12 protein-coding genes are annotated in these 13,882 nt (G+C 49.0%); 5 read left to right on the top strand and 7 right to left on the bottom strand.

Annotation, left to right across the window (positions count from 1 at the left end; translation table 11 throughout):
* Positions 1-9: 9 nt before the first annotated feature.
* From U2F10_RS11780 to U2F10_RS11770, 3 genes are read left to right on the top strand one after another with little or no spacing between them, the layout of a single operon-like run.
* Positions 10-450, top strand: coding sequence for a MerR family transcriptional regulator (locus tag U2F10_RS11780; RefSeq protein WP_499872179.1), 441 nt, complete (start codon positions 10-12; stop codon positions 448-450).
* Positions 451-483: 33 nt separating this feature from the next.
* Entirely contained in the window at positions 484-1,266 is a 783-nt protein-coding gene (locus U2F10_RS11775; protein ID WP_499872177.1) for a glucose 1-dehydrogenase, read from the top strand.
* A gap of 14 nt (positions 1,267-1,280) precedes the next feature.
* A complete protein-coding gene (locus tag U2F10_RS11770) occupies positions 1,281-2,267 on the top strand; it encodes a Vgb family protein (RefSeq protein ID WP_499872176.1) in 987 nt (328 codons plus the stop codon).
* Positions 2,268-2,326: 59 nt separating this feature from the next.
* On the opposite strand, the gene U2F10_RS11765 is transcribed toward U2F10_RS11770, so the two are convergent.
* Positions 2,327-3,391, bottom strand: coding sequence for a hypothetical protein (locus tag U2F10_RS11765; protein ID WP_499872174.1), 1,065 nt, complete (start codon positions 3,389-3,391; stop codon positions 2,327-2,329).
* A 200-nt stretch (positions 3,392-3,591) separates the two neighbouring features.
* On the opposite strand from U2F10_RS11765, the gene U2F10_RS11760 reads away from it, so the two are divergent.
* A complete protein-coding gene (locus U2F10_RS11760; protein WP_499872173.1) occupies positions 3,592-4,419 on the top strand; it encodes an AraC family transcriptional regulator in 828 nt (275 codons plus the stop codon).
* Between the two features lie 68 nt (positions 4,420-4,487).
* Here U2F10_RS11760 and U2F10_RS11755 read toward each other — a convergent pair whose 3' ends face one another.
* The 3 genes from U2F10_RS11755 to U2F10_RS11745 all read right to left on the bottom strand — a co-directional run bounded on the left by U2F10_RS11755 (position 4,488) and on the right by U2F10_RS11745 (position 9,455).
* On the bottom strand, positions 4,488-5,321 hold the full coding sequence (locus tag U2F10_RS11755; protein ID WP_163702672.1) for an SWIM zinc finger family protein: 834 nt from the start codon (positions 5,319-5,321) through the stop codon (positions 4,488-4,490).
* A gap of 12 nt (positions 5,322-5,333) precedes the next feature.
* Positions 5,334-8,540 (bottom strand): DEAD/DEAH box helicase, encoded by a 3,207-nt coding sequence (locus U2F10_RS11750; protein WP_499872171.1) that lies wholly within the window; start codon positions 8,538-8,540, stop codon positions 5,334-5,336.
* A gap of 246 nt (positions 8,541-8,786) precedes the next feature.
* Positions 8,787-9,455 carry an HAD family hydrolase gene (locus U2F10_RS11745; RefSeq protein ID WP_499866704.1) on the bottom strand — a complete coding sequence of 223 codons (669 nt, stop codon included), beginning with the start codon at positions 9,453-9,455 and terminating at the stop codon, positions 8,787-8,789.
* A gap of 631 nt (positions 9,456-10,086) precedes the next feature.
* Here U2F10_RS11745 and U2F10_RS11740 point away from each other — a divergent pair.
* Positions 10,087-11,205 carry a DICT sensory domain-containing protein gene (locus U2F10_RS11740; RefSeq protein WP_163668564.1) on the top strand — a complete coding sequence of 373 codons (1,119 nt, stop codon included), beginning with the start codon at positions 10,087-10,089 and terminating at the stop codon, positions 11,203-11,205.
* 82 nt (positions 11,206-11,287) lie between these two features.
* On the opposite strand, the gene U2F10_RS11735 is transcribed toward U2F10_RS11740, so the two are convergent.
* The 3 genes from U2F10_RS11735 to U2F10_RS11725 all read right to left on the bottom strand — a co-directional run bounded on the left by U2F10_RS11735 (position 11,288) and on the right by U2F10_RS11725 (position 13,875).
* On the bottom strand, positions 11,288-11,701 hold the full coding sequence (locus U2F10_RS11735) for a carboxymuconolactone decarboxylase family protein (protein ID WP_499872169.1): 414 nt from the start codon (positions 11,699-11,701) through the stop codon (positions 11,288-11,290).
* On the bottom strand, positions 11,698-12,108 hold the full coding sequence (locus tag U2F10_RS11730) for a MerR family transcriptional regulator (RefSeq protein WP_163668560.1): 411 nt from the start codon (positions 12,106-12,108) through the stop codon (positions 11,698-11,700). The genes U2F10_RS11735 and U2F10_RS11730 overlap by 4 nt, the downstream gene beginning before the upstream one ends.
* 546 nt (positions 12,109-12,654) lie before the next feature.
* On the bottom strand, positions 12,655-13,875 hold the full coding sequence (locus tag U2F10_RS11725) for a PQQ-dependent sugar dehydrogenase (protein ID WP_499872358.1): 1,221 nt from the start codon (positions 13,873-13,875) through the stop codon (positions 12,655-12,657).
* Positions 13,876-13,882: the final 7 nt, after the last annotated feature.

Genomic DNA, 13,882 nt, shown 5'->3' with positions numbered 1-13,882 from the left:
AGTTGCGGTATGACGACTGAATTAACCATCCGACAAGCTGCTGAGGCAACAGGGCTAAGTATCCACACTTTACGTTATTACGAAAAAGTTGGGCTTTTAGCTCCGATTTACCGAGCATCTAATGGACATCGACGGTACTCCGCCGAAGATATTGCTTGGCTAGAGTTTTTGGTGCGTTTGCGGGAAACCGGAATGCCAATCAAAAAAGTGATTGCCTTTGCAGATTTGGTGCGTCAGCATCCCAATGAAGTTAGTGAACGACGCGTGTTACTTGAGGAACATCGCAATCAGGTCAAACAACACTTAGAGGAACTCACCCATCACTTGCAAGTGATTAACTTGAAAATTGAACACTATCAACAACTGGAAGCAACTGGTGAAAACGATCACAACTGCATTTTCTGGAAGCATCATCTTGCAAAATCTCTAGACAGCAAGTTGAACAAATAATTTTCACCTCAACCTAAATTAGGAGACTCAGAAATGAAGTTTCAAGGCAAAGTAGCCCTCATCACTGGGGGTAGTTCTGGCATGGGTCAAGCGGCTGCGATCGCATTTGCCCAACAGGGTGCAACAGTGATCATTGCAGCGCGACGTGAAGATCAAAGCCAAGATGTGATTTCTCAAATTCATGCTTTAGGGTGGAAGGCTCACTTTATTAAAACAGATGTGGCAAATTCTGATGAGATTCAATCACTGATCGAAAAAGTAGTCGACTATCATGGTCGCCTGGATTTTGCCTTCAACAACGCTGGAACAGAAGGTAAATTTGCCCCCATCACCGAGCTAACAGAAAGCGACTGGGAACACACAATCACGATCAACCTGAAGGCAGTTTGGCTCTGCATGAAGTATGAAATTGAACAAATGCTCACACAGAAAAGCGGAGGCGCGATTGTCAATACATCGTCTTGGCTAGCAAAAGGTGGGTTAGTCGGTTCTACGATCTATTCAGCGAGTAAAGGTGGACTGGATGGCATGGTCAGACCTGCCGCGTTGGCGTACGCAAGTCACAACATTCGCATCAATAATATCAATCCCGGCATCATTGATACGGCGATGTTTCGTCGCTTTGGCAATCCCGACGATCCAAATGATGCCGTTGTGCAAGCCTTCACTCACCACATTCCACTCAAACGGTTAGGTAATTCTCAAGAAGTGGCAGAAACCGTATTGTGGCTCTGTTCTGATGCCGCCTCATACATCACTGGACAAACCATCTCTGTGGATGGTGGATATGCCATTCCCGGACACCGCGTCGCTTAAAAGGAAGTAATGCAATGAAACGACGAGAATTTCTTTTGGGGTTGGGATGTGCGGGTACGATCGTGCTGTCCTCCAACCAACCGATTGCCACGTCTTCAAGAGAACTAGAGCCGATCGAACTACCTGCTGGTTTTCAGTATCCCAATGGTATATCCCATGGCAGCGACGGCACACTCTATATTGGCTCCATTACCAGTGGACAGATTTTGCGAATCACGCCTGATGGCAAAACCGAGATAGTTTTCCCCGGTAATGATGAAGTATTTGCCGCCACCGCATTACGACTAGATGAACCACGCGGTATTCTCTGGGGCAGTTCACCTGATTTCCTGGGAACCCGTAGCGCCAATGGGGAGACCGTTCATCGCCCACCGCGCATCTTTGCCATCGATGTTCGTTCTGGTAATGTGCTACAGGTCATTTTGATGCCGGAGGGTGGTTTCGGCAATGATCTGGCCATTGATCCAGACGGCGGCGTTTACGTCACCGACAGCACCCTGGCTCGGATTCACTACCTGGCTCCGGGAACAAGCCAGTTGCAGACTTGGGCAGTCGATGAGCGGTTTCGGGCCGAGCACATTGGACTGGCTGGCATTGCACGGCGATCCGATGGCGTCTTAATTGTGGGACATTATTCTAACGGTACTCTCTTCAAAGTGATGCCTCAACTTGACGGATCTGCAACGGTTGAAGAGATTTCTTTGGAAAGATCGCTAGAGAATCCAGATGGCATGCAATTTGCCCCCGATGGTTCGTTGATTCTCACCGAAGGCGCAGCTACCAGCGGTAATGGTCATCTTTTACGTATCCATAGTTTTGCATCTGGCACAAATCCAACGCCAATTGAGACATTAGCCTCTGATCTTAAGTCACCCGTCAATCTGACGCTGGTTGGACAAGAGATTTGGGTTACTGAGTCCCAGATCCGTCATCGTCTGAGGCCGGGGCAAGAAACCCAAGTTCCCGATCGTTTCTTCGTGCATCGATTTAAGCTGTTGTAAAGATAGGCAATCGCCGCAGCACAATCGTAATCGATCGACGGCGATAACAGTCTGCGCGATCATCGTCCATTCAACCCATCAGTTCGCCACTGCCGCCACTGCAGTAGCAACCAAGCTCGATGCTGCTTGAACAGCGTATAAAAGTAGATTGCCAGAATCGCAACAAGGCAGACTGTGCCCAACGTGTTATATGTGTTGATAATTTGCTGGTGGCTCCAGCCATGACCATAGGCGAGCCTCTCCATGTCGCCATCACCGCCCCACATTGAGCCCCACGGAATCTCCTGAAAACCACGTCGCACTTGCCGCCAGTTCCATAGGCTGCCAAAAAATGTAAACGATGCACCAACAACAACAGGGTAGCGGTACAGTCCCCACTGAAAATACTGCGGGAGTGGAAAATAGTAGCCCACAATTAGCAGAGCACAAATCAAAAACTCGCCACCAATGCCACCGAAGTACAACAACATATCAAACGTATTGGCCGACATTAGCCAGGTCATGCCAAACTGTATGACTGCAAGAGAGATAGCTAACAGCCTGGGCCAGCGCTTCTGTTCCCGCTGCCCAGCCCAAAACAGCAATCCCAACAGGAGCAACACACCAACATACACAAACAAAGACCGCTCCGGATTGACTGGCGTAAACCCAATGGGTAAAGGAATAGCACGCCGTCCAGACATCCAGGCTACGACCGCATGACCGAACTCGTGAAACCAGATATCAATACCCTGCAGCAGCCCTCCGATGGGCGCAAAGGCTTTCAGAAAAATACCGGTCAGTACCATTAATGGAAAATAAAACACCGCGCTAAAGCGGTTGTCAAAGGACATTAGATCAGTATCAGCCTTGGTCAGTGGCGCGATCGCAAACTTCTGTTGCCAGGCTGCCTGCTTTGGTGCCGTCAAACCATAAACATGCACCACCCGCACATCCGCCAGTCCCAGTTCAGCTAAGTCTATACGGTAAAGCAACGTCCGTAGGGTATTGGTCGCAGGCTCCGGCATTGGCGCATCGGCTATCGTCAGACCGATATATAAATGCTCTCCGCGTACACTGACCTGGGCCGAGAGCCCAACCTGCGCGATCTCAGCTACCAAAGCATTGAAGCTATCCGGCTGCATAGGCTATTTCACCGTATGAAACTAATGCTAGCGTTCCCATTCTTGCAAGTTGGGCAGGGTGCAATAGACATCAAACTTATCGGTCTGATCATCAAGTAACTGGTACAAGTTTATCAGAATCAACCTGAATATGTTCCTTGGAAAACGTCCCGATTTGATTTGATACCCTATATTTCTTCTATTTTGTTTGGAGCACGACAGTGCGCATACTAGCCATTGAACCCCATCCTCAACTGCGACCCTATGTGCTGAGTTATAGGATGGTTGAAGACAAGCTGGGAGAAGTTGCAGGGACACCTATTTGGACCTGCCCGGAACCCATTGGTGTGTTGAGCGCAAACTTTGGGAAACGTTCGTACCATGAATCGGGCAAGATTCACCCTAAGGTTGGTTTGCTAGGGGTACAAACGCGCACTCGTAAATGGATCTCCCAGCCAGAGACTTTGTTTGTCATGGCCATCCTGACCGTCCCCGGCATGATGATCTTGTTTCCAGATATCGGCCAAGATTGTGCGGATAACCTGCTTGATATGGCAGATTTGTGGGGTGAGCGAAAAGCAGGAGAATTTTGGCGCTGCCTTCCCCACGAATTGCCACCCGATGATGTCAAAAGTGCACTGGATGGGTGGCTCCTAAACTTGTTCAGGGCAGTGCCGGTTTCTGTTGTGCAGCGTCGTTTGCAGTTACATCAGGTGCTGACGTCCAATAGGCGCATTGATACAGCCTGTGAACAACTGGGAATAACTCCGAGATCGCTACAGCGTGAATTTCAACGCCATCTTGGCGTCAGCCCCAAGCAAGTGATGAACCTGTATCGATTACAACGCAGTGTCAGGGCCAATGTGGAGACTATAGCCCAAAGGCCGCTGCAAGACTTTGCAGATCAAGCCCACGAAATACGCGCGTGGCGTCGATATCTGAGCCGAACGCCTGGCCGATATAGCCCTGAGAATAGATCGATGCTGGCTGAAACGTTTGCGTCTTCAGCCCAGGGAGTCAGCCTGGATCCAACTATTTTCTACCTATAGATGCCGCATCTATAGATGTCGCATCGATGTCGCAAATGTTCAATACACTCAACAGTGATTGCTTGCCTTTATAACTGTCCCTTGGCTTTTACCTGCTCATACAACGTCTCCATTGCTTCAATAAACGAATTATCCCGATCCCAAAAGCCCGGAAAGTCTCCTTGTTTTTTCACTGGAATGCCTGACACTGGATTATCGGGTAAAACCTCCATTGTTTGAGGCAAACGCTTGGCTCCATGCCAAAAGTCTCGCAACTCAGTTTTTGCAGGTACTTTGATTGTCTCTAGTGGCGCGTAGTAAGAGTCTACTGGTTTAGGAGGTTGCTGTTCTAACTGTAATTCCGCTGACAGCGCCTGTCCTAAGGGAGATTTTGCCAGTTCCTGTAATAATTCCTCCCGTGACAAGCCCCGCAGTTCAAACAATAAAAACGGATCTTGATCGAGTTCTGCCGCGACCAAATAGTAAACACCGGCAATATGTTTGCATGGATTACTGTAGTCTGGACAAGAACAGCTGGTTTTGAAGTCTCTGGCACTTGCTGGTAGCAGATTGAGGTTTAGCTGCTTAAATGTATCCTCAATATTGTCTGGAATCTCGTTGAGCAATAAACGAGAAATCAAACTTGCTTTGGAGGCAATCAGTGCGATCGCAGCTGACCACTTGGCCTTACTCAAAGGCTGGAACTCAATCGTGGTGAAATACAGTGGTTCCTTATACACTCCAAAGTAAGGATTCACCGAACCTCGGACCTGTGCGGTGACTCGCCCACCCTCAATGTCAAAGCTTTTAACCTTATTGCCCCTGGCATAGGAGCGCCCACGACTGAGGCGTCCTGGGTCGGTTAGCTTTTCAATGGCTTGGATGAATTGTTGTCCCCACCAGCTGCGACTAAATTGGCTCATGATGCTTCCCTCCTACTCCATGATCGCACTTTTGTTCAACGAAATCAGCTGCCTAAACGCATCGTTATCCAGCTCTGTTAACCAGGATTCATCGGCCCCAACAATTGAACCCGCCAGCTTCTTCTTATCTTCGATCATTTCGTCTATGCGCTCTTCCAGGGTGCCCATGGCTACAAACTTGTGGACAAACACATTTTTCTTCTGACCAATTCGAAAAGCCCGATCTGTGGCCTGATCTTCCACCGATGGATTCCACCAACGGTCAAAATGGAAAACATGGTTAGCTTTGGTCAGGGTAATGCCTACACCACCAGCCTTGAGCGAAAGCACAAATACCGACGGTTCTGTTTCCGGATCTTGGAATTCAGCAATCATTGCTTCGCGTTTTTTTCGTGAGGTGCCGCCATGGAGATAGTAGGTATTACAGTGAAAGGTGTGACGCAGGTATTTCTCCAAGGCTGACCCCAGCTCGGTGAATTGGGTAAATACCAAAAGGCTATCCCGCTCCTCCATGGCCTCTTCCACCATTTCGGTAAGGCGGGTGAGCTTATGGGAGCGCACCGCCGTAAACTCACTATCATCCTGTAAAAACTGCCTTGGATGATTGCACACCTGCTTCAACTTTGTCAGCGTTGCCAAAATCAATCCCTTGCGGTGAATGCCTTCTGCGGCCTGTAGCTGAGTCTCCACATCTTTGACCACGGCTTCATAGAGCGATGCCTGTTCTTTCGTCAGGTTACAGAACAGTTTTTGTTCCACCTTATCCGGCAGGTCTTTGATGATTGATTGGTCTGTTTTTACCCGCCGCAAAATAAAGGGCTCCACCAGTTTTTTCAGGGTGGCCGACTGACGCGGATTGTTACTTTTCTGAATCGGTACCTCAAAGCTTTTACGAAACTGGGCCTGGGTGCCTAAATAGCCGGGATTTAAGAAGTTAAAAATGGACCAGAGATCCAATAGACGGTTTTCAATTGGGGTGCCGGTGAGGGCCAATCTGTGAGGCGCAGAGAATTTACAAATGGCTTTGGTTAACGCTGCTTTAGGGTTTTTGATATTTTGCGCCTCATCCAGCACAATGCGGTGCCACTCGACACCATTAAACAGCTTGGCATCTTTGCGGGCTAGTGCAAAAGAGGTGATCAAGATGTCATGCTCTCGACAGGCTTTTTTGAAGGTTTTAGCATCCTTGGCACGGTCGCTACCGTGATGCACGGCGGCCTTAATTTGGGGAGCAAACTTTTGGATTTCCCGGAGCCAGTTGCCGACCACAGAGGTGGGGGCAATCAGCAGCGTAGGCGGTACTTGGATGGCTTCTGCCGTTTTCTTTTTACGGCCTTTTTTAGGTTTAGGGGGTTGCCGTTCTTGCACCATGCGGGCAATCACCTGGACGGTTTTACCCAACCCCATATCGTCGGCCAGGCAGCCATTGAGACCCAGCTGTTCTAGATACTGTAACCAGGAAACGCCTCGCTTTTGGTATTCCCGCAGCTGACCTTGGAATGTATCGGGGTTATCCACGGGTTGGAGCTTATTTTTGTCGCCCAGTTTAGTGAGCATATCGGCGAGGGTGTCTTTGCGATCGCACTCCACCTCCAAATCATCCTCACCCGCCGCCGTTAGCTTCATAAAGTCCAACAGTGACAGCTCTGGATTCTCCTGCTGATGAGTTTTCCAAAACTCCAGCATCTGCTGCATCTTGTCCTGGTCCAGCTCCATCCATTGACCGCGAAACTGCACCAATGGCGTCTTAGCATTCACCAGCTGGTTCCACTCCTGTTCCGTGATCTTTTCTTCGCCAATGGCTAGTTCATATTGGTACTCCACCAGGCTCGCAAAGGAGAAATAACTCTTGGATTTATCGTCACCTCCTGACAGGGACTTTCCTTTGGCCTTGAGCCGCACCTTCGCCCGCTGTCGTCCCTTGGGGGTCCACCAGGCGGGCACAATCACCTTATAGCCCGCATTTTCTAACACCCAGGCCGACTCTTTGAGAAAGTTAAAGGCTCCATCCAGAGTGAGCTGAATGCCAACGGGCTGGTCGGTTTCCATGCCCTGCCAGAGATCGGGATAAATCCGAGCAGCATAGCCTAAGTTTAGCAACAGGTTTTGCTCAAACTCTCCCCCCAATTGGTCTTTTATCTGTTTCTGTTGCTTAGGTCCCATGCGCCAATAGTTATCTAAGGCTAGCTTGAGGGAGGGATCATCTTTAGGCGCAACCTGAAACTGTAGCTGCCAGGGGTCGTCTGGTTTGAATGGGTCTTGGAGATGAAAGTACAGATAAAAGGGCTGATCGGTCTGGGTGCGGACAATGAGATCGCGCCAGGCCTGCCATTGTTGATATTGCTCTAACCCTTCAGCCTGGGGCCACACATCTAGATCTAAACAGTCCGTCAGCACTGAATCTTTGATGGTGTTTTCAAATGCTTTTGTAAACTGAGTATGGGCCACAATTTCAGTCAGTAAGCATTCTGAGAAATGCCGCAGGAGAGACAACCGATCGTAAAACTGAGGTGTTGTAAACGGTTCCGCAAATCCTGCTGCACACATCAGGGGCATGTGCTCCACAAATTCCTCCAGGGTAGTCCCATAGTCTTCACCAATAAACTCCCACCCTGAATAAATTTCAAAGTTGTCTGACCGCTTAGATGACTGACGTTTCTTGATGGGGTCTAGCGAACGGTATTTGAGGGCAGGAACATAGTGATCTTTCCAAATAATCCGTTTTAACGCTTGGGTAAAATGGAACCAAAATAGCAGGTCTGCCCCTAGCTGGATCTCACTCAAATTGTGTAGGGCAAGAAAATGAAGCTCATTGAGTAAAGGAATAACAGAATTTGGACCTGCTTTACTTTTAACAGCGGCGGCAGCTGGGATAGAACAACAATCAATTTGCCAATATTCAAATTTAAACCGATCGGGTAAGTCAATCTCCAGGTAGCGCGATAGCTCTAAAGACGGCAGTGGCTGATTGTCAACCGTCGGCAATAGGAAGTAGCAGGGAGTGATCAGCTCCTCCAACGGATATCGATCGGGGGACTGAATCTTAAACTCATTCGCTAGTAGGTCAACTAAATCTGCCGCCACTAAGTGTCTAGGATGGCATGGCTCTGCCTCCTGAAACGCTGTTTCTGCAATAGTTTCAACCCATAGGTAAAATTCACCCGATAGAATAAAGTCAGTCCCAGATTCAGGAATCCAGGTACCGTGAAGGATTTGCATGGCAAGTCACGGAATAGAACGTAGATATGGCCCAAGTTAGCGCCCATACTATCGCGTTTGGCTTTGCTGTTACAGCTAATTGCTTGATGTAACGTAACACTATCTCCACATAAGCGTGTTCCTTGTTACATCATTTTTATGGATACTTAGGAAATACTGTTATGAGCGTTATTCCTTAATATCTAAGTCCCATGACCACCTATGAATGTCCTGACTCTGAGCTTTTGGCTAAACAGTAAACCAACATCACAGTTCACCATTTAAAATCCAATCAACCAGCTCTTCTACACCAGCACCGCGATATTGGGTGGTGACGCGGTCAGCCATATCCTTAACGGCTGGCAGAGCATTGGCGACGGCGACGCCCAAACCACAGCTTTTAAGTAAGTCAAAATCGTTTTCCGCATCACCGATCCCGACAACTTGATTAGCCGTCAGCCCCAGCTCAGTCAATGCCACGTTGAGCCCCGTCGCTTTGGTAACGTTGGCAGGCAACACCATGACAGCCCGCTTATTCATAATCACTCGGGATGCTAATCCCATGGATTGAATGGTTTGCTGCACCACGGCTCCATGGGGTTGCCAGGTGGATACAATTACCCGTCCTGTGTTGATCGGGCTAACGTGCTGAGCCTTGAGGGTGGCGATAAATGCGTCAGGGGGTGGGTCCGCCAACAGTTGAAGCCGCTCACTGGCGGGGTGGTAGAAAACCGCACCATTCTCAACAACGACACCATCAAAAATGGCCAGGGCTGAAAAAGCGTTTTGTAGATCTGTCAACTCTCGCCCAGTTACCATTAATAGCAAGCCCCCTGCTTGCTGATAACGCTTTAGAGCCGCCAACGTGGTGTCGGCAACACGCCCCTCGGTGGCTAATGTGCCATCATAGTCGGTTGCGATCGCACGATATTTCATACCCCTCCTCCAAAAAAATATTCTCGTCAGTTGTCAGCCTATGTGCAAGCAATTCCAAGTTATTGGTGTAACATCCCTCAGCAACTGTGCCTTAGAACACGTCGCTAGATATCATCTATTGGTACCTGTTGGTATCTGTCATTTATCCTATTTTAAGAACACTTTTATAGGCTAACCCATTAAACTTCTAGGAAACATTCCCTGAAGTCAATTGAATACGTTATCATCCTAGTAATTGAAAACAAGCGTTATTCGTCCAATTTCACCTCTAAATTGACTGTTTCTGCGTGTGTTTGACCTCAACTGTTAGAGTAAATAGTCAAATGTCTAGTATTCTTCTATCTTTAGAACATTCCTGGCATTTGAGTCAAAATGTTGAGCGGTGGAATATTTAGTGGCAAACGCTAGAGTAGTGTAAGAGTGAACTCATCAATGAATAGAGTCTTGTGAAACTCTTTTCATTGCTTATGTCTACAAGGACATGTACAACTAAAAATAGCCAGTATTAACGATGTCAAGGCAATAGTTTCAATAAACTTTGAACTATTGCCAGGTACTCAATGGCACTGGGGGCATCTATGTTGTTGTTGTTTAGGTTTGTCTACTAGTAGGTTCAGCCTGCGTATTTTTGATGGATATATCCCTCTTTCGCTCACTTGCAGGGCAATACGACACCCTGCGCTTTACGCGCTCGGTTGAAATGATGAACGTGATCAGTCAGCAGATTGAAGATCAGATTCTTCAGCATCAATTGGCGGTTGATTTTTACGCAGGTTTCCAGCGCTTTTCAAATTTTCCCGAACAAATGCGCCGTTATAGCCGGTTAGGCTCAGTTTGTCGACGGGTCTATGTGTTCGGTGTGCCAGATTGTCAGCCACCTTCAATCCAAGGGGTAGAATTTATTGAGCTGAGTCCTACGTCAGCTCTGGCACAGGAATGGTTTTTGTTTGTTGACACGTCTGAGTTTTGGGCGACCTTAGTGGCTCAAGAAACTGAAAACCAGCCTGGTACCAGTGGGCGTCAATACGATGCGCTATGGTCCTATGACGAAGCTGTGGTAGATCGCATTGCCTTGCTCATGTCCCAGGTAATGGAATCCATGTATCGCCCCGTGAAGGAGCGCCTCTACAGTCAGCAGTATATGCACATTGCTGAGATCAACAGTCGCATGCTGGAGTTGATTGAGCAAACTGACAAGGTGAGCCAGCGTCGCTGGCAACAGCTTCGTACTGTGCACAATATTGCAGAAATGTCATCTAACAGCCCATCAAAACTGTTGCAGAATACGGCTATTATTTTGCAATCTGTCTTTGGGGCAGCTGGCGTAGCCATTTCGTTCAAACTTGATAACGATTACTACACCGTTCCGGTGCTTGTGGGTGAGGCCAATGGTAAGGGTCGCAAAATTTCCTTGGCTAAGGGTATCAGCGGACAGGTCATGTGCCAGGGACGTCTGGTACAGATTCGAGATACTAATCAACGAACGGACGTAGACGTGGTGATGCCCACAGCCCAATCATTAATTGCGGCACCGCTCGTCTGTCGTAAAATTTCAGGGGCAATTTCCATTGGTGCACCTGAATCAAATCATTGGAATGATGAGGATGCTAAAACGCTGATGGCCATTGCCAAGGTTGTTGCGTTGCAATTTGAGCAGCTATTAGTTAAAAAAAATCAGCCTAATAGTACAAAAAACTCCAACTCAGCTCCTGTCCATGGGGTGCCGCACCGCATAGATATGGCTATTTAACGATTGACGCTGCTCATATCGGGATAACGTTTGGTGCCGGGAATGGGAACAATGGCATCGCCGTTTTCGAGTTTTCATGGGTTTATTCTCCAGGTAGGTGGATATTGCGCTCTGCAAAGACCTGCTTAACGGCGGTAATGCCATTGAGAGCAGCGGGGAATCCTGCATATACGGCCATCTGCATCACAACTTCAACAATCTCTTGGGCGGTACAGCCGACATTCAGGGCGGCGTGAATGTGAACTTTGAGCTGCGGTTGGGCATTCCCTAACGTTGTGAGGGCGGCGAGGGTGGCAATTTCTCGGGATTTTAGATCTAAACCCGGACGGGTATAGATATCGCCAAAGGGAAATTCGATGACGTAGCGGGCTAGATCGGGTGCAATGGATTGCAGACTATCGATTACTTTTTCTCCGGCTTCGCCGTCAATGGTTTTGAGCATTTGCCAGCCTTGCTGGTAACGCTCAGAGGTTGCAGACTGGGCAACGGAATTCATAATGTTCTCTGGGGTGATGTTTGCACAGGTGTTTCGGACAGTTTGGTTTCAATCTCTTTATAGTGTTGAATTTTCCAGTCGATTACGGTGAGGTTTTCTTGTAGCTCCTGTAGTTGTTGCACAACGGTTTGGCGATGGGCTTCTAGCAAGGCGCGCCGTTCTTGTACGGCGTCAGGATGTTGGCGTAGCAGTGTGGCATATTGCTGAATCTGACGAATGGGCATGCCGGTCATGCGCAGTTTGGTGAGAAACTGAATCCAGCGGATATCTTGCGCTGAGTAACGACGGTGACCGTTGCTGGCCCGATGGATGGGGGCAATTAGGTCACAGCGTTCGTAGTAGCGCAGGGTGTGGGTGCTCAGGCCGGTGGCTTGGGCGACTTGTTGGATGGTGAGTGCCTGGTCCATAAGCCTAGGTTAGGAGTTAGAGTGGGCTCTAAGTCAAGGGGGTATTTTGGGGGTATTGGTAGAGGGTTAGAGGGGTTGCTCAGGGCTTTCCTCCTTTCCGGAAATTTCTAAGCTAGTCTACCTAGGCCTACTGGGGTTTACCCTCCTAATGTGGGGGCCTAAACTCCCTTGTTCGAAGCCACATCAGCTACACCACTTAAGCAAGCTGGGGTTTCCCCCGACAGGGTGATCGCTTAGCGCAAACATTCTAGTGAAGGTTGGGTTACGGCGAGGTCCGGGTAAAAGGTATCTCTGTTGTACGAGATCTTCTTTGGTGTCAAGAATCTTTAGGTTCTCAGGTTGTTTCCAACATCTCTAACACCAAATGTGAATCATTCCCCTTCGTTTAAAGGAGATATCTCGTAGGGGCTGTGCCTTGTGCCAGCCCCCGCATCAAAGGCTAATCACTAACGGCTATACCAGAACACCATCACTCAAAACTCAAAACTTACATACGCCCCAATAACCAATAACCAATAACCAATAACTCCCCCTTCCTTTAGCCGCCTACCCTGGCTCTAACCGAATAAGCCGCCCGTTGGGTTCATCGGTCAAAATATAAATCAGCCCGTCCGGCCCCTGGCGCACATCCCGCACACGCTGGCCAATGGGGATAGGTGTTTCACTGACAACCATGTCAAGATCGTCCAGGGCAATGTGTCGCACATCTTGCGAAACCAGACCGCCAGCGAATAGGTCACCTTGCCAATCAGGGAAGCGATCGCCCTGGTAAATGAGTAGACCAGACGGTGCGATCGCAGGTGTCCAAACCACCAGAGGATCGATCATGCCCGGTCGCGATCGCTCCGATGAAATTTCGCCACCGGTATACTCACGACTGTGGGTCACCACTGGCCAACCATAGTTCTCCCCTGGGTCCACCCGATTCAGCTCGTCACCACCCCGTGAGCCATGCTCTGTGGCCCAAGCCTGACCGGTGATGGGGTCTACCATCAGTCCTTGAATATTGCGATGGCCATAGCTCCAAACAGCGGGATCAGCGTCTGACGTATTGGCAAAGGGATTATCCTCTGGCACGGACCCATCGTCGTTAAGGCGAAGAACTTTACCCAAATGACTATCCAGCTTTTGCGCCTGATGCCGAATCAGCTCACCCTCTAGCTGTAGCGGTGGATTACCGCCATCGCCAATGGAAATCAGCATTGTATTATCCGGCAACCAGCTAATGCGCGAGCCAAAATGCTGACTACCCTGTTTGGTCCGATTCACCTCAAAGATGACGGTCCAATCAGAGAGGGTATCACCATCAAATTGTGCTCGGGCTACACGGGTCTGATTTGCCCCCGAAGAACCAGCGGCATAGGTAAAATAGACCCACTGATTTTCAGCGAACTGAGGATGCACTGACACATCCATTAAACCGCCCTGGCCAGCGGCAAATACATCAGGCACACCCGATACGGGGGTGGGATCCAGAAAACCACCTGCCTTAATGAGCCGCACCCGTCCTGGACGTTCGGTCACCATCAGGGTGCCATCCGGTAGCCAAGCCATTCCCCAGGGATGCTCTAAGGGTTCTACCAGAATGGTTTGTTGTAGGCTCTCTGCCTGGACCTGGCTGGAAGGATCTGAGTTATTAGACAATGCAGCCTCTGCCGGAGCATCAGGTGAGGTCGCTGACTGCTCTGGATTAGACGTCGCACAGCTCAACACCATGGCCCCAGCCATGACAGCTCCAACGATGGAACTTAATCTATATCGGAGCATTGCCATC

It is taken from the genome of Leptothoe sp. EHU-05/26/07-4 (assembly GCF_043421015.1).
Classification (GTDB): Bacteria; Cyanobacteriota; Cyanobacteriia; order Phormidesmidales; family Phormidesmidaceae; genus Leptothoe; species Leptothoe turfae.
This window is presented reverse-complemented; position numbering and strand designations above follow the sequence as displayed.